The organism is Pseudomonas sp. ARP3 (genome assembly GCF_001029595.1).
Lineage (GTDB): Bacteria > Pseudomonadota > Gammaproteobacteria > Pseudomonadales > Pseudomonadaceae > Aquipseudomonas > Aquipseudomonas rhodesiae.
The window spans coordinates 150,859-171,511 of the sequence record NZ_LEKF01000007.1 but is presented as its reverse complement, the minus strand read 5'-3'; the positions used below and the strand labels follow the sequence as shown (position 1 = coordinate 171,511).

Here is a 20,653-nt window from a genome sequence, read left to right as displayed (position 1 = left end):
AGCGATTATGTATCTGGTGTGTGGTGAAGCGCTGTTCGATTTCTTCAGCGAGGAAGACGCCGGCGGCAAGGCGTCGAAGGTCAATTACACGGCGATTGCCGGCGGTTCGCCGTTCAACGTAGCCGTGGGCCTGCGGCGCCTGGGCATCGAGGCAGGCCTGTTCGGGGGGCTGTCCAGCGATTTTCTTGGTCGGCGCCTGCTGCAAGTGCTGCGGGATGAAGGCGTCAGCGAGGATTACCTGGTGGAATTCGCCGCGCCGACCACCCTGGCGATGGTCGCCGTGGGCGCCAACGGCTCACCGCAGTACAGCTTTCGCGGCGAAGGCTGCGCCGACCGCCAATTGCAGGTGAGTCACCTGCCGCAGCTGGGCGATAACGTGCGCGGGCTGCATGTGGGTTCGTTCTCGCTGGTGGTGCAACCGATTGGCGACACCCTGCTGAGCCTGGTCCAGCGTGAAAGCGGCAAGCGCCTGATCAGCCTCGACCCCAACGTGCGCCTCAACCCGCAGCCGGATATCCAACTGTGGCGCGACCGCGTAGCGGAACTGGTCAAGCATGCCGACTTGATCAAGGTCAGCGACGAAGACCTGCACCTGCTCTACCCCGGCCAATCACCAGAAAGCGTTCTGCAGGGCTGGTTGCAGCACCGTTGCCAGTTGGTGTTCCTCACCCGCGGCGGCGATGGCGCCAGTGTATTCAGTCGCCAGCATGGCAACTGGTCGCAACCGGCGGTGGACATTGTGATGGCCGACACGGTGGGCGCTGGCGACACCTTCCAGGCGGCATTGATCGCCTGGCTGACGGAGCATCAATTGGATTCGGTGGCGGGTCTGCAACAGCTCTGCCGCGAGCAGATTAACGCCATGCTCGGCTTTGCCATTCGCGCAGCGGCATTGACCTGTACCAAGACCGGTCCGGATCTACCGTATCGCCAACAATTGGGTTGAAAGCATAGGGGGAATTGCGCAAGGACATACCACCGTTTTGGGCCTGGCGTTAATCCAGGCCCAGAGGTCTTCGGTGGTTCAACCGCAGACGACGGCTTAGTAGTAGCCGCGCGCTCCGGCGCGTTGCAGTACAGGTGCATGGGTGTGCTTGAGGTCTTCACGCAACCCGGTGATCAGATTGCAAATGGCGCGACTGCTGTCGAGCTTGTCTGCATTGATGCCTTTGACTTCCAAGTCCACCCGGTCACGGTCGCGGTCGTCATACACCTTGATCGTCAGCGAAGCATCTTCGGCTTTGGTGCATTCGCACCGTTTAGGCAGGAAACTTCCTTCAATAATGCTGCGTAATTCAAGTTCCGAAAGCATGGTCAACCTCTCCTTTTTATAGACTGCCAACAGATTGTTGTGTTTATGCCAGGCATACGCCTGTGACGCCTTACCAGCCTTGGAAGACGCCTTCACTGAGCAAGCGTACCCGGCAAAATCGAGTTGCGTTGTAACCTTTCCTCATAAGCAACCCTGGGTTTTATATAACTAAAACTTGAACTTTTCGCCGTTGTTTAAAATATCGGCGAATAGCATCGATTAAACGTTTAACCGGCGGTTTACGCTTAAACGGCTAACTGGGCACCGACTCTGTCAGCAACATATCGCAAACTATCAAAGTTGATATTCGCCCCGGAATTGACCGCTACCAGAGTCTGCCCCTGCACTCGACGTTGGCCGACAAACCTGCGCATTCCCGCCACCGCCAACGCACCGGATGGCTCGGTGATGGAGCGGGTATCGTCGTAGATCAGTTTGATGGCGCTGCACAGTTCGTCGTTGCTCACAGTGATGACGTCGTCCACCCAGTCGCGGCATATTTCAAAACCGTAGGCGCCGATCTGCGCCACCGCGGTGCCGTCGGCAAACCCATCGACGCTGGGCAATACCACCCGTTCGCCGGCACGTAACGCCGCCAGCAAACAACTGGAGCCTTCGGCTTCGACCCCGATGATGCGCACCTCGGGCCGCAGGTATTTGACATACGCCGCGATGCCCGCGATCAGCCCGCCGCCACCCACCGGCACGAAGATCGCGTGTAGCGGGCCCTGTTGCTGGCGCAGGATCTCCATCCCTACCGTGCCTTGACCGGCGATCACATCCGGGTCGTCGAAGGGCGAGACAAAGGTGCCACCGCTGGCCTCGGCCAAGGCCAGCGCATGGGCCAGGGCAAACGGAAAACTCGGCCCATGCAGCACCGCCTCGGCGCCTCGGGAGCGCACGCCCTGCACCTTTAAATCCGGCGTGCTGCAAGGCATCACGATCCGCGCCTTGATCCCCAGTTCCCGCGCCGCCAGTGCTACGCCCTGGGCGTGGTTGCCCGCTGAAGCGGTGATCACCCCTTGAGCGCGTTGCGCGTCGCAAAGTTGCACCAATTTGTTGTAGGCACCGCGCACCTTGAAGGAAAAGGTCGGCTGCAGGTCTTCGCGCTTGAGCAGCACTTGGTTGCCGAGCAACGCCGACAGCGCCGGGGCCGCTTGTAACGGCGTGCGCACGGCCAAGTCATAGACCGGCGCGGCGAGGATCTTTTTTACATAGTGCTCAAGCAAACGTGTATCGGACGTCGCGGGGGCTGTGGGGGTACTCATCGGTGTCTCCTGGCGGTGTGTGTAGGGCCCAGGAGACGGAAAAACAAAACCCGCCTCTAGGGCGGGTTTGGGTACAGCCGTGCGCTATCCCGCCAACTGAGGAATGGCGGTAATAATGCTTGGCTGGCGAAGGCAGGTATGAAATGTCATGAAACGAAACTAACCGCCTACCGTGTGACCCGTCAATCGGCTTGTGGGATTTTGCAGCTGGGGTTTACGCCGAATATACGAAACATATACGCTTTGTATATCCACCCTACACAGTGAACACCATGGGCATCGTCAAGATCACCGACCAACTGCACGAACAATTACGCCTAGCCAGCGCGAGGATGGACCGCTCCATCAACGCTCAGGCCGAATTCTGGATCAAAGTCGGCCTGCTCGCCGAACTGAACCCCACCCTGACCTACAACGACTTAATCAACAAACTGTTGCTGGACAAACCCGAATTGATCCGAGGGCGTGAATGATGATCAAGACCGCCGCCCAACTGGCCGTGATGCGCGAATCCGGTCGCCTGCTGGCCCAAGTGTTCGACATGCTCGACGGTTTCGTCGCCGCCGGTCGCTCGACCCTGGAGCTGGACGCCGCCGTAGAAGCGTTTATCCGCAACGACTTGCAGGCCCGCCCCGCCAGCCTCGGCCAGTACGACTACCCGTTCAGCATCAACACCTCAATCAACGAAGTGGTGTGCCACGGCATGCCCAGCGCCAAGGACGTGCTCAAGGACGGCGACATCGTCAATATCGACATCACCCTGGAAAAAGGCGGCTTTATCGCCGACGCCAGCAAGATGTATATGATCGGCACTGTCGCGCCCAAAGCCCAGCGCCTGGTGGAGATGACCTTCGAGGCAATGTGGGCCGGTATCCGCCAGGTCAAACCTGGGGCGCGCCTGGGCGATATCGGCCATGCCATCCAAAGCCACGCCCAAGCCAATGGCTACAGTGTGGTGCGCGAATACTGCGGCCATGGCATCGGCCGGCAGATGCACGAAGAACCACAGATTCTGCACTTCGGCCGCCCCGGCACCGGGCTGGAGCTACGCGAAGGTATGGTGTTTACCGTCGAACCGATGCTCAACCAGGGCAGCGCCAAAGTGCGCAGCCTCAAGGACGGCTGGACGGTCGTCACCAAAGACAACAGCCTGTCGGCGCAATGGGAACACACCGTGGCGGTGACGGCCGACGGCTACGAAGTCCTGACCCTCCAGCGACCGCCCACTCTCAGAGGCTGAAACCCAACCAGTGTTGAGCAGGCTTGCCCCGCGCTGGGCTGCGAAGCGGCCCCAAACCTGACGACCGTTCATGCCAGGCACACCGCAGTGACTGGAGAAAGGGCCGCTGCGCGCCCCGGCGCGGGGCAAGCCCGCTCACCACAAAAAGCTCATGTGCTCAGGTGATGTTTCTACCGGAGATGTGTAGATACCGATGCTCATCGGCGATGCCTACACAACTCTCAGAGGCTGACACCCAGCCATGTGGTGAGCGGGCTTGCCCTGCGCTGGGCTGCGAAGCGGCCCCAAGACCTGACAACCGTTTATGCCAGGCACACCGCAGCGTCTGGAGAAAGGGCCGCTGCGCGGCCCGGCGCGGGGCCAGCCCGCTCACCACAAAAAGCTCATATGCTCAGGTTATGTTTCTACCGGAGATATGTAGATACCGATGCTCATTGGGGATGCCTACACAACTCTCAGAGGCTGACACCCACCCTGTGTTGAGCAGGCTTGCCCTGCGCTGGGCTGCGAAGCGGCCCCAAAACCTGACGCCCGTTTATTCCAGGCACACCGCAGCGACTGGAGAAAGGACCGCTGCGCGTCCCGGCGCGGGGCAAGCCCGCTCACCACAAAAAGCTCATGTGCTCAGGTGATGTTTCTACCGGAGATATGTAGATACCGATGCTCATCGGGGATGCCTACACAACTCTCAGAGGCTGACACCCAGCCACGTGGTGAGTAGGCTTGCCCTGCGCTGGGCTGCAAAGCGGCCCCGTTGGTCCTCACGCCACCTGCCTGATCCCTGCCTTGGCCTCCAATTCGCGCACCAGCGGCAATACCCGCTTGCCGAAGTACTCCACTTCTTCCTGGAAGTGCAGAAAGCCCGCCAGCACCAGGTCCACGCCCACGGCCTTGAGGGCGACGATGCGTTCGGCGATTTGTTGCGGCGTGCCGATCAGGTTGGTCTTGAAGCCGTCGTTATACTGCACCAGGTCTTCAAAACTGGACTTGGCCCAGTTGCCCTCGCCTTCGGGCGAGGCCTTGCCGGCTTGTTTGGCGGCGTCACCGAAGGCGTTCACCGCTTGCGGGTCGGCTTTGTCGATGATTTCGGCCAGCACGGCGCGGGCTTCTTCCTCTGTGTCGCGGGCAATCACAAAGGCATTCACGCCGATCTTGACCGAATGGTTGTTCGCCGCAGCCTTGGCGCGGATGTCATCGACCTGGGCCTTGATACCTTCCGGGGTGTTGCCATTGGTGAAATACCAATCCGACACCCGCGCGGCCATATCCCGCGCGGCCCGCGAGCTGCCGCCCTGGAACACTTCCGGCCGGCCCAGCGGCTTGGGTTTGAGGGTGTAGTTGTTGAAGCGGTAGAAGTCGCCCTTGAAGGTGAAATCGTCCTGGGTCCAGATGCCTTTGAGCGCACGGATGAATTCTTCGGAGCGGCGATAGCGCTCATCGTGCTCCAGCCAAGGCTCGCCGATGGCCTGAAACTCGCCCTTGAACCAGCCGCTGACGATATTCACCGCGATGCGGCCGTTGGTGAGTTGGTCGATGGTCGCCAGCTGCTTGGCCGCCAGCGCCGGCTGCCAGGGCCCGGGCAGGATCGCGGCGATAACCTTGAGTTGGGTGGTCGCGGCCAACAGGGCATGGCTGAACGCCACGGACTCATGCTGGTTCTCGGCGCCGTAACCGGCGGTGAAGCGGATCTGGGTCAGGCCGTACTCGAAGCCGGCCGCCTCGGCCAGTTGCGCCAGTTTGCGGTTGTAGTCGATGCCCCAGTGGGTGCGTTGCTCGATCTTGCTGACCACCAGCCCACCGCTGACGTTGGGCACCCAATAGGCAAATTTCACGGCTTGCTGACTCATCGAACGGTACCTCGCACAAAAGGGATGTACCGAAGGGTTGAGCAGCAAGCGTGCCAGCCTGGGCAAAGCCCCCGAGCCAGGGCGGTTGCGCGGGATATTACGGGCGGGGCCCCCTTGGCGGCCAGTGTCGGGCTTCGCGCCGCTTTGTCGGATCGCTGTTGCCAGGGCAACAGTTCTAACCCTCCAAACCCCGTAAACACTGGGCTCGGCGCCCGGCACGGAGTGTGCAATTGCCCTTGCACCGATCACTGCCCAGGACCGTCCCATGACCGAACACCACATCATCAATCCGCTGGCTACCGGCGCCGACTATGCCGCCCTGGCGGCGCGCTTTCGCCCGATTTTCCAACGCATCGCCGAGGGCGCGCTGGAACGGGAAAACACCCGCACCCTGCCCCACGCGCCGATCCAATGGCTCAAAGAGGCCGGTTTTGGCGCCGTACGCGTGCCGGTGGAATACGGGGGTGGCGGCGCCTCGCTGCCGCAGTTGTTCGCGCTGCTGATCGAACTGGCCGAAGCCGACTCCAACGTGCCCCAGGCCCTGCGCGGGCACTTTGCCTTTGTCGAAGACCGCCTGAATGCCGCGCCCGGCGCCGGCCGTGACCTGTGGTTCAAGCGCTTCGTCGACGGCGACATCGTCGGCTGCGCCTGGACCGAAATCGGCGCAGTGGCTATCGGCGAGGTGGTCACCCAAGTCACACCGAACGGTGATCAGTGGGCGCTCAACGGCGAAAAGTTCTACAGCACCGGCAGCATTTTCGCCGACTGGATTGACGTGTACGCCCAACGCAGCGACACCGGCGGCGACGTGATTGCCGCCACCCGCGCGCGCCAGCCTGGGGTGGTGCACAGCGATGACTGGGACGGCTTTGGCCAACGCACCACCGGCAGCGGCACGTCGCGCTTTACCAATGCCGTGGTGGAGACGGAAAACCTCATCGACTTTGCCACCCGCTTCAAATACCAGACGGCGTTCTATCAACTGGTGTTGCTGGCCAGTCTCGCCGGGATCGGCCGCGCCGCGCTCAAGGACGTGGCGCAGCACGTACGCAGCCGCAAGCGCATCTACAGCCACGGCAATGCCGCCCATGTCAGCCAGGACGCGCAGATTCAGCAGGTGGTGGGCGAAGTCGCCGCCCTGGTGTATGCCGCCGAAGCCAGCGCGTTGAAGGCTGCGGAGCCGGCGCAACGAGCGTACCTGGCGCGGTTCGGCGGGGATGAAGTGGCCGAGCGCGAGGCCAATGTGGCGGCCGAAATCGAATCGGCCACGGCGCAGGTGGTGGTGTCGGAATTGATTCAACGGGCCACCAGCGAACTGTTTAATGCGCTGGGGGCTTCGGATGTGCGCCAAGGCAAGGGTTTGGACCGGCATTGGCGCAATGCGCGGACCGTGTCCTCGCACAACCCGGTGATCTACAAGGCGCGGATCGTGGGGGATTGGGTGATCAATGGCACCGAACCGCCGTTCGTTTGGCAGATCGGCAATGGCCCGGCGAAAGACTAAAACAGAATGGGGCGAACCCTGTGGGAGGCGCTTGCCCCTCCCACCTCAGAACGCCAATTTGTAACCGACGGCCATCAACATAACCGCCAGGCACGGGCGCAATACACCGTCCGGGATCTTGCCGGTCATGTGGCTGCCGATATAAATCCCCGGCAGCGAGCCCATCAGCAGAAAGCCCAGCAGGTGCCAGTCCATATTGCCCATACCGGCATGACCCAGGCCCGCCACCAGGGTCAGCGGCACGGCGTGGGCGATTTCGGTGCCCACCAGCCGGCGCGTGGCCAGGAACGGATAGAGGATAAACAGCGCCACGGTGCCCAGGGCGCCGGCGCCAATGGAGGTCAGGGCGACCATGGTGCCGAGGATCGCGCCGGTAAGCACGGTCAAGGCATTCAGGTTGCGCGGGTTCATGTGGTAGCTGTCGCCGGCATGACGCTGGGCGAAAGCCAACAGGGTTTTCTTGAACAGAATCGCCAAAGCGGTCAGCAGCAGCACCACGCCGAGGGCCTGCTTGATCACCGCGTTCATTGCGCTGGGGTCGGTGTGCAGGGTGGCCAGGAACCACAGGGTCAGGAGCACGGCGGGCACACTGCCGAGGGTGAGCCAGCCGGTGATGGTCCAGTCGATGTTCTTGTTCTTGCTGTGCACCAGCACGCCGCCGGACTTGGTAATAGCGGCGTACAGCAGGTCGGTGCCCACGGCCGTGGCCGGGTTGATACCGAACCACAACAGGATCGGCGTCATCAACGAACCGCCGCCGACGCCGGTCATACCGACGATAAAACCCACGATCAGGCCGGCAATGACAAAACCAAAGTTACCCACTTCCATTAACAGCTACCTGCGGCCATATAAATTACTGGCCGCAGGATAGCGATTTTTCTTATAACCACTTATACCAATATGATCTGACTTTATGCCTTTTACGCCAGCCGGTGACACACGCAAGCCTGCGTCTGGTAAGGAAACGCTACGGTCTCACGCCCGCGCAGGTCGGGATGGGTGTCGATCAGGGTGCGCAGTTGCGCGGTGACGCTGGCCTTTTGCGGGTCCGGCAGCGCCGCAATGAAACTCACCGAGAGGAAGCGATCAATGATCACTTCCTGGGGGCTGCCTACGTGCTGGTAGGCAAAACAGGTCAGTTCGGGCATGGAAAAATACTCGCCGCGAAAGGCATCACGCCAACGGCCGGTATGGAACCGTGGTGTGTCGCCTTCATAAGGCGTGATGATCTCGGTGATCGCCGCCACCCAGTCCACCGACTCGTCGCGCACATTCCACACCAGGCCCAGGCGCCCATCGGGCTTGAGAACACGGTGAACTTGCGCCAATGCCGCCTGTGTGGCGAACCAGTGGAAGGCCTGCGCGCACACGACGACGTCGGCACTTGCAGTGTCCAGGGGCATGGCGTCGGCGGTACCGGAAACCAGACGTACACCGGGCAATGCCTTGAGCAGTTGCTCGCCCATCTGCGCCACGGGTTCCACGGCGATAAGCGTCGGCGCCAGGCTACTGAGCAAGCGGGTGAACTTGCCGGTGCCGGCGCCTAGGTCGACCACCGTCGACTGGCCGGTAACCCCCAGCGTCTCGCTGAGCCAGCCCGTGAGCTGGCGGGGGTAATCCGGCCGCCCCTGGGCGTAAGTGGCGGCCTGGGTTGAGAAACCTAGTTGAGCAGACGCGTGAACGGCGGTCATGGTCAATCTCTCCTCGGGTAAAACGGGGCCACAGTATGCTCTTTTGCCCGCCTGCTTGCAGGCCGATCAGCTCGCGCTGCTGGGCAACCACACCCGAAACCGCGCGCCGCCCAGCGGTGAAGCCTGGGCGGTCAACGTCCCGCCCTGAGCCTCCAGCGCACGCCGGCTGATCGCCAGGCCCAGACCAAAGCCGCCAGTGGCACGGTCGCGGCTGCGGTCGAGACGGTAGAAGGGTTCGAAGATGCGCTCGCGCTGCTCCAGCGGAATGCCGATGCCGTCATCGTCTACCCAGATCTCACAGCCCTTGGGGCATACCTTGACGCCCACCTGGATGCGTTTTTCGCAGTAGCGCGTGGCGTTGCGCAGCAGGTTCTGCAACGCGCGGGCGGTGAGGCGTGGGTCGAGACTGAAGCGCTCGACGGCACAATCGAGCGCCACATCGATCACGATCTCGGGGTTTTCCAGTTCGTCATCGACGCTGCCTAGCACGCTGTCGATAAATTCATCGAGCACCACGTCCACCCGCTCCGGCAGTTGCGACGGGTTCTGCAAACGGCTGTAGGACAACAACTCCAGCACCAACTCGTCCAGCTCACGGATATGCGCCACCAGGCCCTGCAGACGTTCGCGGCTGGCATGGGGCAGGTCTTCGGACAGTGCCAGGGCCAGGCCGAAGTCCAGACGCGTGAGGGGGGTGCGCAGTTCATGGGAGACCGCGTTGAGCAGGTCGCGCTGCTGGTTGAGCAGGTGCTCGATGTCGTCGGCCATGGTGTCGAACACCGCGGCCAGGCTGCCGATACTGGAACGGGCCGAGATTCCCGTGCGCTCTGTCAGATTGCCCTGGCCCAACTGCGCGGCGGTGCTTTTCAAGCGCTCAAGGTCGCGCCAGTGCGGGCGCAGCCAGGTCAGCAGGCACACCAGCAGCGCGGCGACAATCAACACGTTGATGGCCCAGTACAGCAAGTTCATGTCCAGCGGGTCCGGCGGGATGGTCAGCTTGACCACAAACTGATCGTTGATCGGCGAGCTGATCTCTTCCATCCAGCCCCACTCGCCCAGGCGCACCACCGGTTTGCCCTGCTCCAGCAAGCGCGCTTCTTCGAGGGTATAACTGGCATCCTGACGCAGCAGCAGTTGCACATGCAGCGGCGCGAACTCCCGCCCCAGTTGCTCGGTTACCTGGGACCAGCGCTCCACCGGCGCGCGCTGGTATTGCTTGACGATCAGGTGTTGCTGGCCGCGGGTCTGCTCGATGTTGTAATTCAGGTAGCGGTGTTCAAACAGCTGGATCACCAGCTTGGGAATCAGGTAGATCGCAGCGCTATAGGTGACGATAGTGATCAGAAAGAGGCGAATCAGCACGCGCAGCATGGGTCAGCATTCCCACTCGGAACGGCTGAACAAGTAACCCTTGCCCCATACCGTTTTGATCTTGCGCGCTTCGCCGGCATGGTCGTCGAACTTGCGCCGCAGTTTGGAGATGGCCACGTCCACCGAGCGATCGGTGCCGTTGAACTCGATACCGCGCAGGCGTTGCAGGATCTGGTCGCGGCTGAGCACTTCGCCGGCGTGCCGCGCCAGCACCACCAGCAGGTTGTATTCGCCGCTGGACAGCTCCACGGCCTGGTCGCGCCAGGTCACGGTGCGCTCCGACAGGTCGATGCACAGGTTGCCCATCAGGATCTGATCGTTGGCCACCTGGGGTTCGGACAAACTGCTGCGGCGCAACAAGGTGCGCACACGTGCCAACAGCACGCGGGGTTCGCAGGGTTTGGTGACATAGTCATCGGCGCCCATTTCCAGGCCAAGTACCTGATCGTGGCTGTCGTCGCGGGCGGTGAGCATCAGGATCGGCAGACAGGCCGAGTCGGCGCGCAGCAGGCGGCACACCTGCAGGCCATCAAGCCCGGGCAGCATCAGGTCGAGGATTACCAGGTCCGGGGGATCACGACGCGCGCGTTCCTGCACCAGATCGCCACGGCTGAGCACGTTGACGTGGTAGCCGTTGCGCTCCAGGTAGCTGGCAATCAGCTCGGAGAGCGCGGCGTCGTCTTCGACCAGGAGGATGTTGGGCATGAAGGTGTTTCCAGAAAATACAGTGATGTGTCGTACACACACCCAATGCCGGAGGGTGCAAACGCCCTCCGGCATTGGATACTGAGTGTTGCAAGATTGTGCAAGGATATACGCCCTCGGTGCCTCGCGCGCCGCACCTTACATTTCTTCACACACCTGCTACACAGCTTCACAGCACCGAGGCGCCGGTGACTTTAGGATGCGCCAGTCATTATTGGGATAAGAGCATGTCGAAGAATCTGTTTGCGCCGTTTTGCCTGCTGGCCCTGACGCTGGCACTGAGTGCCTGTGACCAGTCGGCCGTCGAAGCGCCGGAAATGCCCCTGGCCAAGGTTCGCATCGAGACCTTGCAAGCCAAGCCCCTGTCCATCAGCAGCGAATTGAGCGGGCGCATCGCCGCGCCACGCATTGCCGAAGTGCGCGCGCGGGTAGCCGGCGTGGTGCTGCAGCGGGTGTTCAAGGAAGGCCATGACGTCAAACAGGGCGACGTGTTGTTTCGCATCGACCCGGCCCCTTTCAAGGCCGACCTGGACAGCGCCAAGGCCAACCTGAGCAAGGCCGAGGCCAACGCGTTCCAGGCGCGCCTGCAAGAGCAGCGCTACAGCCAGTTGGTGGAAGGCAACGCCATCAGCGGCCAGGACTACGACAACGCCCGCGCCGCCGTGCGCCAGACCAACGCCGAAGTCGCCGCCAATAAAGCCGCCGTTGAACGCGCCAAGCTCAACCTCGGCTACGCCACCGTCACCGCGCCGATTTCAGGGCGCATCGGCCGGGCGTTGGTCACCGAAGGCGCCCTGGTCGGCCAGAACGAGGCCACACCGCTGGCGATCATCCAGCAACTGGACCCGATCCACGCCGACCTCACCCAATCCACCCGCGAGCTGAACGACCTGCGCCGCGCCTTCCGCGCCGGCAGCCTGAAGCAGGTCGGTCAGGACCAGGCCAAGGCCACGTTGATCCAGGACGACGGCAGCCTCTACCCGCTGCCAGGCAAATTACTGTTCGCTGAAATCAGCGTCGACCCAGGCACCGGGCAAATCGTTCTGCGCAGCGAGTTCCCCAACCCGGACCTCGACCTGCTGCCCGGCAGCTTCGTGCGCGTACGCCTGGAGCAAGCGGTCGATACCCAGGGCCTGAGCGTGCCGCAGCGCGCCATCACCCGCGACAGCGCCGGCGTCCCCATGGTGCTACTGCTGGACGCCGAACAGACCGTCAGCCAGCAACCGGTGGAGCTGGGCGCGGTGATCGGTGATCGCTGGGTGGTCAGCCAAGGCCTCAAACCCGGTGACCGCATCATCGTGGAAGGCCTGCAACACGCGCGGCCCGGTGAGAAAGTCCAGGTGGACGACAGCCCAGCCAAGCTGACCAACAAGGATTCCTGAGCATGCCGCAGTTCTTTATCGACCGCCCGATCTTCGCCTGGGTGGTAGCGCTGTTCATTCTGTTGGCCGGCCTGTTGGCCATCCCCCAGCTGCCAGTGGCGCAATACCCGAACGTTGCGCCGCCGAAAGTCGAAATTTACGCGGTGTACCCCGGTGCCTCGGCGCAGACCCTGGATGAGAGCGTCGTAAGCCTGATCGAGCAGGAACTCAACGGCGCCGATCACCTGTTGTATTTCGAGTCCCAGAGCAGCCTGGGGTCGGCGACGATCACGGCCACCTTCCAACCCGGCACCAACCCGGAGATGGCCCAGGTGGATGTGCAGAACCGCCTCAAAGCCGTGGAGCCGCGCTTGCCCCAGGCCGTGACTCAGCAGGGCCTGCAGGTGGAAAAAGTCTCCGCGGGCTTCCTGCTGCTGGTGACCCTCACCTCCAACGACGGCAAGCTCGATGACGTTGCGCTCAGCGATTACCTGGCGCGCAACGTGATGAACGAACTCAAGCGCCTGGACGGGGTGGGCAAGGCCCAGCTGTACGGGGCCGAGCGCGCCATGCGCATCTGGATCGACCCGCAGAAGCTGATCGGTTTCAACCTCACCCCTGCCGACGTGAATGCCGCCATTGCTGCGCAGAACGCCCAGGTCTCGGCCGGCAGCATCGGTGACTTGCCGGGCACCAATACCCAGGAAATCACCGCCGCGATCCTGGTCAAAGGCCAGTTGTCGACCCCGGCGGAATTCGCCGACATCGTGCTCAAGGCCAACCCGGACGGTTCCACCGTGCGCATCGGCGATGTGGCGCGGGTGGAAATCGGCAGCCAGGAATACCAGTTCTCCACGCGCCTGAACGGCAAGCCCTCCACCGCCGTGAGTGTGCAACTGTCACCGGGCGCCAATGCGCTGAATACCGCGACCCTGGTGCGGGCGAAGATGGACGAGCTGTCGCGCTATTTCCCGGCCAATGTGGAATACAAGATCCCGTACGACACCTCGCCTTTCGTCAAAGTCTCGATCACCAAGGTGGTCTACACCCTGCTGGAGGCCATGGCGCTGGTGTTCGCGGTGATGTTCCTGTTCCTGCAGAACGTGCGCTACACGCTGATCCCGACCCTGGTGGTGCCGATCGCGCTGATGGGCACCTTCGCCACCATGTTGCTGCTGGGTTTCTCCATCAACGTGCTGACCATGTTCGGCATGGTGTTGGCCATCGGTATCCTGGTGGACGACGCCATCGTGGTGGTGGAGAACGTCGAACGGATCATGGTCACCGAGGGCCTGCCGCCCAAGGAAGCGACGCGCAAGGCCATGGGGCAGATCACCGGCGCGATCATCGGCATTACCCTGGTGCTGGTGGCGGTGTTCCTGCCGATGGCGTTCATGGCCGGGTCCGTGGGGGTGATCTACCAGCAGTTTTCACTGGCGATGGCCACCTCGATTCTGTTCTCGGCGTTTCTCGCCCTGACCTTGACCCCGGCCCTGTGCGCCACCTTGCTCAAGCCGATCGCCAAGGGCGAGCACCATGCCAAAGGCGGCTTCTTCGGTTGGTTCAACCAGCGTTTCGAGCGGCTCACCGAGCGCTATACCGGCTGGGTGGCCTACGCCCTCAAGCGTAGCGGCCGTTACCTGCTGATCTATCTGGTGCTGCTGGTGGGCCTGGGGCTGTTGTTCACGCGGCTGCCCTCCTCGTTCCTACCGGTGGAAGACCAGGGTTACACCATCACCGATATCCAACTGCCGCCGGGCGCCAGCAAGAACCGCACGGTGCAGGTGGCCGAGCAGATCGAAGCGCACAACGCCGGCGAGCCGGGGGTGGGCGACACCACCATGATTATGGGCTTCAGTTTCTCCGGCTCCGGGCAGAACGCAGCGCTGGCGTTTACCACGCTCAAGGACTGGTCGGAGCGCAGCAGCGAGGATGCCGCCGCCGCGATTGCCGAGCGTGCCAATGGCGCGTTCAGCGAGCTTAAAGATGCGATTGCCTACTCGGTCCTGCCGCCGCCCGTGGATGGCCTGGGCACCTCCAGCGGTTTCGAGTTCCGCCTGCAGGATCGCGGCGGCGTCGGCCATGCGGCATTGATGGCGGCGCGCACCGAACTGCTGGCCCTGGCGGAGAAAAGCCCGATCCTGGCCAATGTGCGCGAAAGCGCCCTGGCCGAGGCGCCCCAAGTGCAGTTGGAAGTCGACCGCAAACAAGCCAACGCGCTGGGGGTGTCCTTCGCCGAGGTGGGCAATGTGCTGTCGTCGGCGATTGGCTCGGCCTATGTCAACGACTTCCCCAACCAAGGCCGCATGCAGCGCGTAGTGGTGCAAGCCGAAGGCGACCGGCGCAGCCAGGTCGAGGACCTGCTGAAGATCCACGTACGCAACGACGCCGGCAAGATGGTGCCACTGTCCGCCTTCGTGCAGGCCAAATGGACCCAAGGCCCGGCGCAGTTGACGCGCTACAACGGCTACCCGGCCATCGCGATTTCCGGCGAGGCGGCGCCAGGCTACAGCACCGGTGAAGCGATGACCGAGATCCAGCGCCTGGTCGGCCAACTCCCGGCGGGCCTGGGCCAGGAATGGACCGGCCTGTCGCTGCAGGAACGCCTGTCCGGCTCACAAGCGCCGATACTGCTGGGGCTGTCGCTGCTGATCGTGTTCCTGTGCCTGGCGGCGCTGTATGAAAGCTGGTCGATCCCGACCTCGGTATTGCTGGTCGTGCCGCTGGGCGTGCTCGGCGCGGTACTGGCGGTGAGCTTGCGCGGCATGCCCAACGATGTGTTTTTCAAGGTGGGCCTGATCACCATCATCGGCCTGTCGGCGAAGAACGCGATCCTGATCATCGAATTCGCCAAGGACCTGTATGACCAGGGCGAAGACCTGATCGACGCCACCCTCAAGGCCGCGCGCCTGCGGTTGCGGCCGATCATCATGACCTCGCTGGCCTTCATCCTCGGCGTGGTGCCGCTGGCGATTGCCACCGGGGCCAGCTCGGCGAGCCAGCAGGCGATTGGTACAGGGGTGATCGGCGGCATGATCACTGCGACATTGGCGGTGGTGTTTGTGCCGGTGTTCTTTGTGGTGGTGATGAAGCTGGTGCGCAAGCGCAGTCGCTGACTGTCAGCTTCAAGCGGCCAGCCAGAGCGCCCTTGCTTCAGCTTGCCGCTTGAAGCTTGCAGCCTGCAGCTGCTCAACCTATGTTGCTCACTATTCCCCCGAATCGTGAGCGCCATGCCCTTCCTTGCCCGCACCCATCCGCGTCTCTCCGCCGCCGCCGTCCTTGGCCTTGCCGTAGGCATCCTGGCGCCAGCCGACAGCCTGGTCAGCAAAATCCTGATTGGCTGGAACGCCGGGGTGTGGACCTACCTGCTGCTGATGCTGTGGTTGACCAGCCGAGCCAAGGCCGAGGACGTCAAGCGCATCGCCGAGGTTGAGGACGAGAACGCCGGGCTGGTGCTGTTCACGGTGTGCATCGCCGCCATCGCCAGTCTGGCCACCATCACGTTCGAGCTGGTAGGCAGCAAAGACCTGGCCACCTCGGAGCGCCTGCTGCACTACGGGTTTACCGGGTTGACAGTGATCGGCTCGTGGTTGCTGATCGGGGTGATTTTCAGCGTGCATTACGCCCGCCTGTATTACACCTGGACCGGCAAGGAGCCGGCGTTGCGCTTTGCCGAGGGCTTGCTCACGCCCAACTACTGGGACTTTCTGTACTTCTCCTTCACCATCGGCGTGGCCGTACAAACCTCCGACGTGGGCGTGGCGACCCGAGCCATGCGCAAAGTGGTGTTGGGGCAATCGCTGATCGGTTTCTTGTTCAACACGGCGATCCTGGGGTTTTCGATCAACATCGCCGCCGGCCTCTTCGGCTAGGCTGCACAAACCTTCTAGACGCTCACACCGCGAGGGGCGCTAATGGGGTTTTATCGTCGCCGAGGGGGATATGGCCGCGCACAATTGGATCGACCTGGCCCAGGACGCCGACACCGGCATCGAAACGCTGCGCGCGCATTTCGAGGGCCACGCCTATGACCCCCACTGGCATGACAGCTACTTGATCGGCGTCACCGAGCAAGGCGTGCAGCAATTCAATTGCCGCCGCGCCCGTCACAACAGCGTGCCGGGCCAGGTGTTCCTGGTGGAGCCCGGCGAGCTGCATGACGGCGACGCGCCCACGGCGGACGGGTTCACCTACCACATGCTCTACCTCGACCCGCAATGGCTGACACGGGAAGTCAGCGCGGTGTTCGAAGAAGCACCGATCAACAGCCAGCTGGGGTTTGCCAGCACCTTGGCCGACGATCCGCGCCTGGCCCTCGCCACCAGCCAGGCCTTCCGCACCCTGCATAGCGGCGAACTGCGCATCGTGCGTCAGCGCGCTATGGATCAATTGCTCGAACGCCTCACCGGCCAATTGCACTGGCGCCGACGCTATGGCGAGGACCCGCGCCTGCCATGGGTGGCACACAAGGCCCGGGAATACCTGCATGCCCATCTGCACCACGACGTGGGCATGGACGAGCTGGCACTGGCCTGCGGCGTTGACCGCTTTCGCTTGAGCCGCGCCTTCAAGAGCGCGTTCGGCCTGCCGCCCCATGCTTACCTGGTACAACTGCGCCTGGCGCGTGCGCGGCACTTGTTGGCCAAGGGTGAACTGCCGGCCGATGTGGCGATTACCCTGGGCTTTGCCGACCAAAGCCACCTGGGCCGCTGGTTTGTGCGCGCCTATGGCCTGACACCGGCGGCGTACCGCAAGCGCTGCACAATTCTTCCAGACAGATAACGCCCCAACTGGTGAACATCGATGCCTTTATCGGGTTTATCGGAGTCACTCGCCATGTTGTCCACCTTGCTGCCGTTCATGCTGTTTGCCTTTGTCGCGTCAATCACCCCAGGGCCCACCAATATCCTGGTGCTGAGCAACAGCGCCCGTTACGGCATCAAAGCCGCGCTGCCGATCATTCTCGGCGCATGCGCCGGCGCGGCGGGGCTTGTGCTGGTGGTGGGTTCGGGGGTCGGCCAGTCGCTGACACAGGCCCCCAAGCTGCAAGCCGTCATGCAATGGGCCGGGGTGGCGTGGCTGAGCTACCTGGCCTGGAAAATTTACCGCGCACCGCCCCAAGGGGTCGAAGTGGACGCCAGCCAGAAACCCTTGGGCCTGATGGGCGCCGCCGGCCTGCAAGTGGTCAACCCCAAAACCTGGATGATGGCCCTGGCGGTGGTCAGCGTGTTCGCCGGTAATGGCGTTGAGCGCCAGAGCCAGGTGATCTACCTGTCTCTGGTGTTTTTTCTGATCTCGATCCCCTGCCTCGGTGTCTGGGCCTTACTGGGCGCTGGTTCTGCGCGGGTGCTCGGTTCGGGGCTGGCGATGCAGCGGCTCAACCGTGGCATGGCGTTGTTATTGTTGAGTGCGACTTGGCTGAGTGTGTGGGTGTGAGCACGCCGGCCATCCGACGGTGTCCTACAACTTCTTGACGACTTTCGTACTTTAGTGGTTTCCTGAAACCGGTTTCAGTCATTCCAATAAAAATAGAAGGTCGATGACCGTGAACACTTTTTCCGCCGCCCAACGCAGCCGCGTGACCATGCTTGATGTTGCCCGGCACGCCGGCGTGTCCAAAGCCAGCGTCTCGCGTTTTATCGGCGAAGACCGCGCCCTGCTCTCCGATGCGATCGCCCTGCGCATCGAGCAAGCCATCGAACAACTCGGTTACCGTCCCAACCAGATGGCCCGTGGCCTTAAACGTGGCCGCACGCGCCTGATCGGTATGCTGGTGGCGGATATCCGTAACCCCTATTCCATTGCGGTGATGCACGGCGTCGAAACCGCCTGCCGCCAGCACGGCTACAGCCTGGTGGTGTGCAACACCGGCCGCGACGATGAACAGGAACGCCAGCACCTGGCGGCCCTACGCTCGTACAACATCGAAGGCCTGATCGTGAACACCCTCGGCCATCACCTCGACCAACTGCTGGAATTGCAACGGGAAATGCCCCTGGTGCTGGTGGACCGCAAGGTCGAGCCGCTGCACAGCGACCTGGTGGGGCTGGACAACCCGGCGGCGGTGCGCATGGCGGTGGAACACCTGGAACAACAGGGCTACCGCGACTTGCTGCTGGTCAGCGAAGCCACCGACGGCACCAGCTCGCGCCTGGAGCGCCTGGCCAGTTTCAAAGCCGAGATCGCTCGCCGCCCGGCGTTGAGTGGCGCCGTGCTGGAGCTGGACGACGCCCTTGAAACCCACCTGCGCAATTTTCTCGCCACGCCGGGCCCCAAGGCGTTGTTCTGCGCCAACGGCGTTGCCGCGCTGGCCTGCACCCGCGCGCTCAAGAATTTGCGCTGCCACCTATTTGACGACATCGGCCTGATCGCCCTGGATGACCTGGACTGGTACCCGCTGGTAGGCAACGGCATCACCGCCCTCGCCCAACCCACCGAGGCCATCGGCGCCAGCGCGTTCGACTGCCTGCTCAAGCGCTTGCGCGGCGACACCGAGCCGACCCGCACCCTGGATTTCCTGCCCCAACTCATCATCCGCGGCTCCACCACGCGCCGGCAGGGATGAGTGTTTTTTTGAACAAAAATGAAACCGGTTTCAGAGGGACAAAAACAATGCACACATACCCCGTTTCCATCAGCCTCTCCAGCTACGGCGCTGAGCTGGTGCGCCAGCAAGGCCAGTTGAGTTTCGTCCAATTACTGGCCCAGGCCGGTGCCCAGCGCATCGAGTGGCGTGAAGAACTGCTGACCGTCGAGCAACCCGCTGAGCTGGCCCAGGCCGTCGCGGCACAGGGCCTGGAAGCGGTGTTTTCATCGCCGCTGGAACTGTGGGTCGCCGGTCGCGCCCAGCCGAATGCTGAACTGAGCGCGACGCTGGATCGCGCCCAGGCCTTCGGCGCGCGCTGGCTGAAAGTCTCCTTGGGCTACTTCACCGACACTAACGACCTGGAAAGCCTGCACGCACTGCTGCGGCGTCATCCGGTGCGCTTGCTGGTGGAAAACGACCAGACCTTGCACGGCGGCCGTATCGAACCCATGCAACGCTTTTTCAGCGAAGTCGAACGCTTGGGTCTGCCAATCAAAATGACCTTCGATATCGGCAACTGGCAATGGCAGGACCAGTCCGCCCTCACCGCCGCGCGCCTGCTGGGCCGGCATGTGGACTACCTGCACTGCAAGGCCGTGAGCCGTCGCGCGGACGGCAAGCTGGTGGCGCTGCCGCCTGGCGCCACCGATTTGCATCAGTGGGAACAACTGCTCTCCCACATGACTCAAGGCATTACACGGGCAGTGGAATTTCCGCTGCACGGCGACGACCTGCTCGATGTCACCGCACGTCAGGTCGCCAGCCTCGCCGTGCTTGGCCAACCTCTCGCGGAGAACGCCCATGTCTGAGATCGATGTGTTGTCGTTTGGAGAAACCATGGCGATGTTCGTCGCCGAACAGACCGGCGACCTGGCCCAGGTCAGCCAGTTTCACAAACGCATCGCCGGGGCCGACAGCAACGTCGCCATCGGCCTGTCGCGGCTGGGCTTCAACGTGGCCTGGCTGAGCCGGGTGGGCGACGATTCCCTGGGCCGCTTTGTGGTGGATACCCTCAGCCGCGAAGGCTTGGACTGCCGGCACGTGGCCGTCGACCCGCTGCACCCCACCGGGTTTCAATTCAAATCCCGCGAAGAAGCCGGTGCCGATCCCCAGGTGGAATATTTCCGCAAGGGCTCCGCCGCCAGCCATCTGTCCGTCGCCGACATCGGCCCCGCGCTGCTACAGGCCCGCCATCTGCATGCCACCGGGATCCCGCCAGCGTTATCCGCAGCCACCGGCGAGCTGTCCCGCGCGCTAATGACGCAAATGCGCCAAGCCGGGCACAGCGTGTCGTTCGATCCCAACCTGCGCCCGTCGCTGTGGGCCAGCCAGGCGCAGATGATTGCCGAGATCAACGCCCTCGCCGGCCTGGCCGACTGGGTTTTGCCGGGCCTGGGCGAAGGTCGTCTGCTCACCGGTTTCGATGACCCGGCCGACATTGCCGCGTTCTACCTCGACCAGGGTGCCGAAGCCGTGGCGATCAAGCTCGGTGCGGACGGTGCCTACTACCGCACCCAGCTGGACCAGGGCTTTATCGCCGCCGTGCCGGTGGAAAAAGTCGTCGACACCGTGGGTGCCGGCGACGGTTTTGCCGTGGGCATGATCAGTGCCCTGCTGGAAAAACTCAGCTTCCCCGAAGCCGTGCGTCGCGGCAATTGGGTCGGCAGCCGCGCCGTGCAAAGTCGCGGCGACATGGAAGGCCTGCCCACCCGCGCCGAACTGCTCGGTCGATCCGTCGCCTGACCCCCAACGACCTGTTGCCACA

Annotated in this window: 19 protein-coding genes; 12 read left to right on the top strand and 7 right to left on the bottom strand. The window is 62.9% G+C overall.

The features are described 5' to 3' along the window. The first annotated feature begins 7 nt into the window (after positions 1-7). Positions 8-946, top strand: a complete 939-nt coding sequence (locus tag ABX75_RS11170) for a carbohydrate kinase (protein ID WP_047881941.1) — start codon at positions 8-10, stop codon at positions 944-946. Between the two features lie 96 nt (positions 947-1,042). On the opposite strand, the gene ABX75_RS11165 is transcribed toward ABX75_RS11170, so the two are convergent. Both ABX75_RS11165 and ilvA read right to left on the bottom strand, forming a co-directional pair. Next, positions 1,043-1,312, bottom strand: coding sequence for a DUF1652 domain-containing protein (locus ABX75_RS11165; protein WP_047881940.1), 270 nt, complete (start codon positions 1,310-1,312; stop codon positions 1,043-1,045). A gap of 245 nt (positions 1,313-1,557) precedes the next feature. Next, positions 1,558-2,580, bottom strand: coding sequence for a threonine ammonia-lyase, biosynthetic (gene ilvA / locus ABX75_RS11160; protein ID WP_082136145.1), 1,023 nt, complete (start codon positions 2,578-2,580; stop codon positions 1,558-1,560). Positions 2,581-2,852: 272 nt separating this feature from the next. Here ilvA and ABX75_RS11155 point away from each other — a divergent pair, with 272 nt between their 5' ends. Further along, positions 2,853-3,053 (top strand): ParD-like family protein, encoded by a 201-nt coding sequence (locus ABX75_RS11155; protein WP_034097124.1) that lies wholly within the window; start codon positions 2,853-2,855, stop codon positions 3,051-3,053. Beyond that, positions 3,053-3,820: a type I methionyl aminopeptidase gene (map, locus tag ABX75_RS11150; protein WP_034097365.1), complete on the top strand. Its 768-nt coding sequence runs from the start codon at positions 3,053-3,055 to the stop codon at positions 3,818-3,820. The genes ABX75_RS11155 and map overlap by 1 nt, the downstream gene beginning before the upstream one ends. Positions 3,821-4,581: 761 nt before the next feature. Here the strand turns inward: map and sfnG are convergent. After that, positions 4,582-5,667: a dimethylsulfone monooxygenase SfnG gene (gene sfnG, locus ABX75_RS11145; RefSeq protein WP_047881939.1), complete on the bottom strand. Its 1,086-nt coding sequence runs from the start codon at positions 5,665-5,667 to the stop codon at positions 4,582-4,584. A gap of 265 nt (positions 5,668-5,932) precedes the next feature. On the opposite strand from sfnG, the gene ABX75_RS11140 reads away from it, so the two are divergent. Further along, complete coding sequence (locus ABX75_RS11140) at positions 5,933-7,171, top strand: acyl-CoA dehydrogenase family protein (protein WP_047881938.1); 1,239 nt, start codon at positions 5,933-5,935, stop codon at positions 7,169-7,171. 45 nt (positions 7,172-7,216) lie between these two features. On the opposite strand, the gene ABX75_RS11135 is transcribed toward ABX75_RS11140, so the two are convergent. From ABX75_RS11135 to ABX75_RS11120, 4 genes are all read right to left on the bottom strand, one after another. After that, a complete protein-coding gene (locus ABX75_RS11135; RefSeq protein WP_034097119.1) occupies positions 7,217-8,002 on the bottom strand; it encodes a sulfite exporter TauE/SafE family protein in 786 nt (261 codons plus the stop codon). 92 nt (positions 8,003-8,094) lie between these two features. Next, entirely contained in the window at positions 8,095-8,865 is a 771-nt protein-coding gene (locus ABX75_RS11130) for a class I SAM-dependent methyltransferase (protein ID WP_047881937.1), read from the bottom strand. A 66-nt stretch (positions 8,866-8,931) separates the two neighbouring features. Continuing rightward, on the bottom strand, positions 8,932-10,236 hold the full coding sequence (locus ABX75_RS11125; RefSeq protein WP_047881936.1) for an ATP-binding protein: 1,305 nt from the start codon (positions 10,234-10,236) through the stop codon (positions 8,932-8,934). A 3-nt stretch (positions 10,237-10,239) separates the two neighbouring features. After that, positions 10,240-10,941: a response regulator transcription factor gene (locus ABX75_RS11120; protein ID WP_034097114.1), complete on the bottom strand. Its 702-nt coding sequence runs from the start codon at positions 10,939-10,941 to the stop codon at positions 10,240-10,242. 227 nt (positions 10,942-11,168) lie between these two features. Here ABX75_RS11120 and ABX75_RS11115 point away from each other — a divergent pair, with 227 nt between their 5' ends. From ABX75_RS11115 to ABX75_RS11080, 8 genes are all read left to right on the top strand, one after another. Next, complete coding sequence (locus ABX75_RS11115; RefSeq protein WP_047881935.1) at positions 11,169-12,323, top strand: efflux RND transporter periplasmic adaptor subunit; 1,155 nt, start codon at positions 11,169-11,171, stop codon at positions 12,321-12,323. Between the two features lie 2 nt (positions 12,324-12,325). Next, complete coding sequence (locus tag ABX75_RS11110; RefSeq protein ID WP_047881934.1) at positions 12,326-15,418, top strand: efflux RND transporter permease subunit; 3,093 nt, start codon at positions 12,326-12,328, stop codon at positions 15,416-15,418. 114 nt (positions 15,419-15,532) lie between these two features. After that, complete coding sequence (locus tag ABX75_RS11105; protein WP_034113225.1) at positions 15,533-16,174, top strand: DUF1345 domain-containing protein; 642 nt, start codon at positions 15,533-15,535, stop codon at positions 16,172-16,174. A 70-nt stretch (positions 16,175-16,244) separates the two neighbouring features. Then, positions 16,245-17,084 (top strand): AraC family transcriptional regulator, encoded by an 840-nt coding sequence (locus ABX75_RS11100; protein WP_034097104.1) that lies wholly within the window; start codon positions 16,245-16,247, stop codon positions 17,082-17,084. Positions 17,085-17,138: 54 nt separating this feature from the next. After that, positions 17,139-17,738, top strand: a complete 600-nt coding sequence (locus ABX75_RS11095) for a LysE family translocator (RefSeq protein WP_034097103.1) — start codon at positions 17,139-17,141, stop codon at positions 17,736-17,738. A gap of 109 nt (positions 17,739-17,847) precedes the next feature. Further along, positions 17,848-18,867: a LacI family DNA-binding transcriptional regulator gene (locus ABX75_RS11090; RefSeq protein ID WP_144419294.1), complete on the top strand. Its 1,020-nt coding sequence runs from the start codon at positions 17,848-17,850 to the stop codon at positions 18,865-18,867. 47 nt (positions 18,868-18,914) lie between these two features. Continuing rightward, positions 18,915-19,697 (top strand): sugar phosphate isomerase/epimerase, encoded by a 783-nt coding sequence (locus ABX75_RS11085; RefSeq protein WP_040268102.1) that lies wholly within the window; start codon positions 18,915-18,917, stop codon positions 19,695-19,697. Then, on the top strand, positions 19,690-20,631 hold the full coding sequence (locus ABX75_RS11080; protein ID WP_034097100.1) for a sugar kinase: 942 nt from the start codon (positions 19,690-19,692) through the stop codon (positions 20,629-20,631). The genes ABX75_RS11085 and ABX75_RS11080 overlap by 8 nt, the downstream gene beginning before the upstream one ends. Positions 20,632-20,653: the final 22 nt, after the last annotated feature.

What these genes read in the sequence shown, in the direction of transcription:
- ABX75_RS11170 (WP_047881941.1), top strand. Translation starts at nt 8, where the DNA reads ATGTATCTGGTGTGTGGTGAAGCGCTGTTCGATTTCTTCAGCGAGGAA.
- ABX75_RS11165 (WP_047881940.1), bottom strand. Translation starts at nt 1,312, where the DNA reads ATGCTTTCGGAACTTGAATTACGCAGCATTATTGAAGGAAGTTTCCTG.
- ilvA (WP_082136145.1), bottom strand. Translation starts at nt 2,580, where the DNA reads ATGAGTACCCCCACAGCCCCCGCGACGTCCGATACACGTTTGCTTGAG.
- ABX75_RS11155 (WP_034097124.1), top strand. Translation starts at nt 2,853, where the DNA reads ATGGGCATCGTCAAGATCACCGACCAACTGCACGAACAATTACGCCTA.
- map (WP_034097365.1), top strand. Translation starts at nt 3,053, where the DNA reads ATGATCAAGACCGCCGCCCAACTGGCCGTGATGCGCGAATCCGGTCGC.
- sfnG (WP_047881939.1), bottom strand. Translation starts at nt 5,667, where the DNA reads ATGAGTCAGCAAGCCGTGAAATTTGCCTATTGGGTGCCCAACGTCAGC.
- ABX75_RS11140 (WP_047881938.1), top strand. Translation starts at nt 5,933, where the DNA reads ATGACCGAACACCACATCATCAATCCGCTGGCTACCGGCGCCGACTAT.
- ABX75_RS11135 (WP_034097119.1), bottom strand. Translation starts at nt 8,002, where the DNA reads ATGGAAGTGGGTAACTTTGGTTTTGTCATTGCCGGCCTGATCGTGGGT.
- ABX75_RS11130 (WP_047881937.1), bottom strand. Translation starts at nt 8,865, where the DNA reads ATGACCGCCGTTCACGCGTCTGCTCAACTAGGTTTCTCAACCCAGGCC.
- ABX75_RS11125 (WP_047881936.1), bottom strand. Translation starts at nt 10,236, where the DNA reads ATGCTGCGCGTGCTGATTCGCCTCTTTCTGATCACTATCGTCACCTAT.
- ABX75_RS11120 (WP_034097114.1), bottom strand. Translation starts at nt 10,941, where the DNA reads ATGCCCAACATCCTCCTGGTCGAAGACGACGCCGCGCTCTCCGAGCTG.
- ABX75_RS11115 (WP_047881935.1), top strand. Translation starts at nt 11,169, where the DNA reads ATGTCGAAGAATCTGTTTGCGCCGTTTTGCCTGCTGGCCCTGACGCTG.
- ABX75_RS11110 (WP_047881934.1), top strand. Translation starts at nt 12,326, where the DNA reads ATGCCGCAGTTCTTTATCGACCGCCCGATCTTCGCCTGGGTGGTAGCG.
- ABX75_RS11105 (WP_034113225.1), top strand. Translation starts at nt 15,533, where the DNA reads ATGCCCTTCCTTGCCCGCACCCATCCGCGTCTCTCCGCCGCCGCCGTC.
- ABX75_RS11100 (WP_034097104.1), top strand. Translation starts at nt 16,245, where the DNA reads ATGGCCGCGCACAATTGGATCGACCTGGCCCAGGACGCCGACACCGGC.
- ABX75_RS11095 (WP_034097103.1), top strand. Translation starts at nt 17,139, where the DNA reads ATGTTGTCCACCTTGCTGCCGTTCATGCTGTTTGCCTTTGTCGCGTCA.
- ABX75_RS11085 (WP_040268102.1), top strand. Translation starts at nt 18,915, where the DNA reads ATGCACACATACCCCGTTTCCATCAGCCTCTCCAGCTACGGCGCTGAG.
- ABX75_RS11080 (WP_034097100.1), top strand. Translation starts at nt 19,690, where the DNA reads ATGTCTGAGATCGATGTGTTGTCGTTTGGAGAAACCATGGCGATGTTC.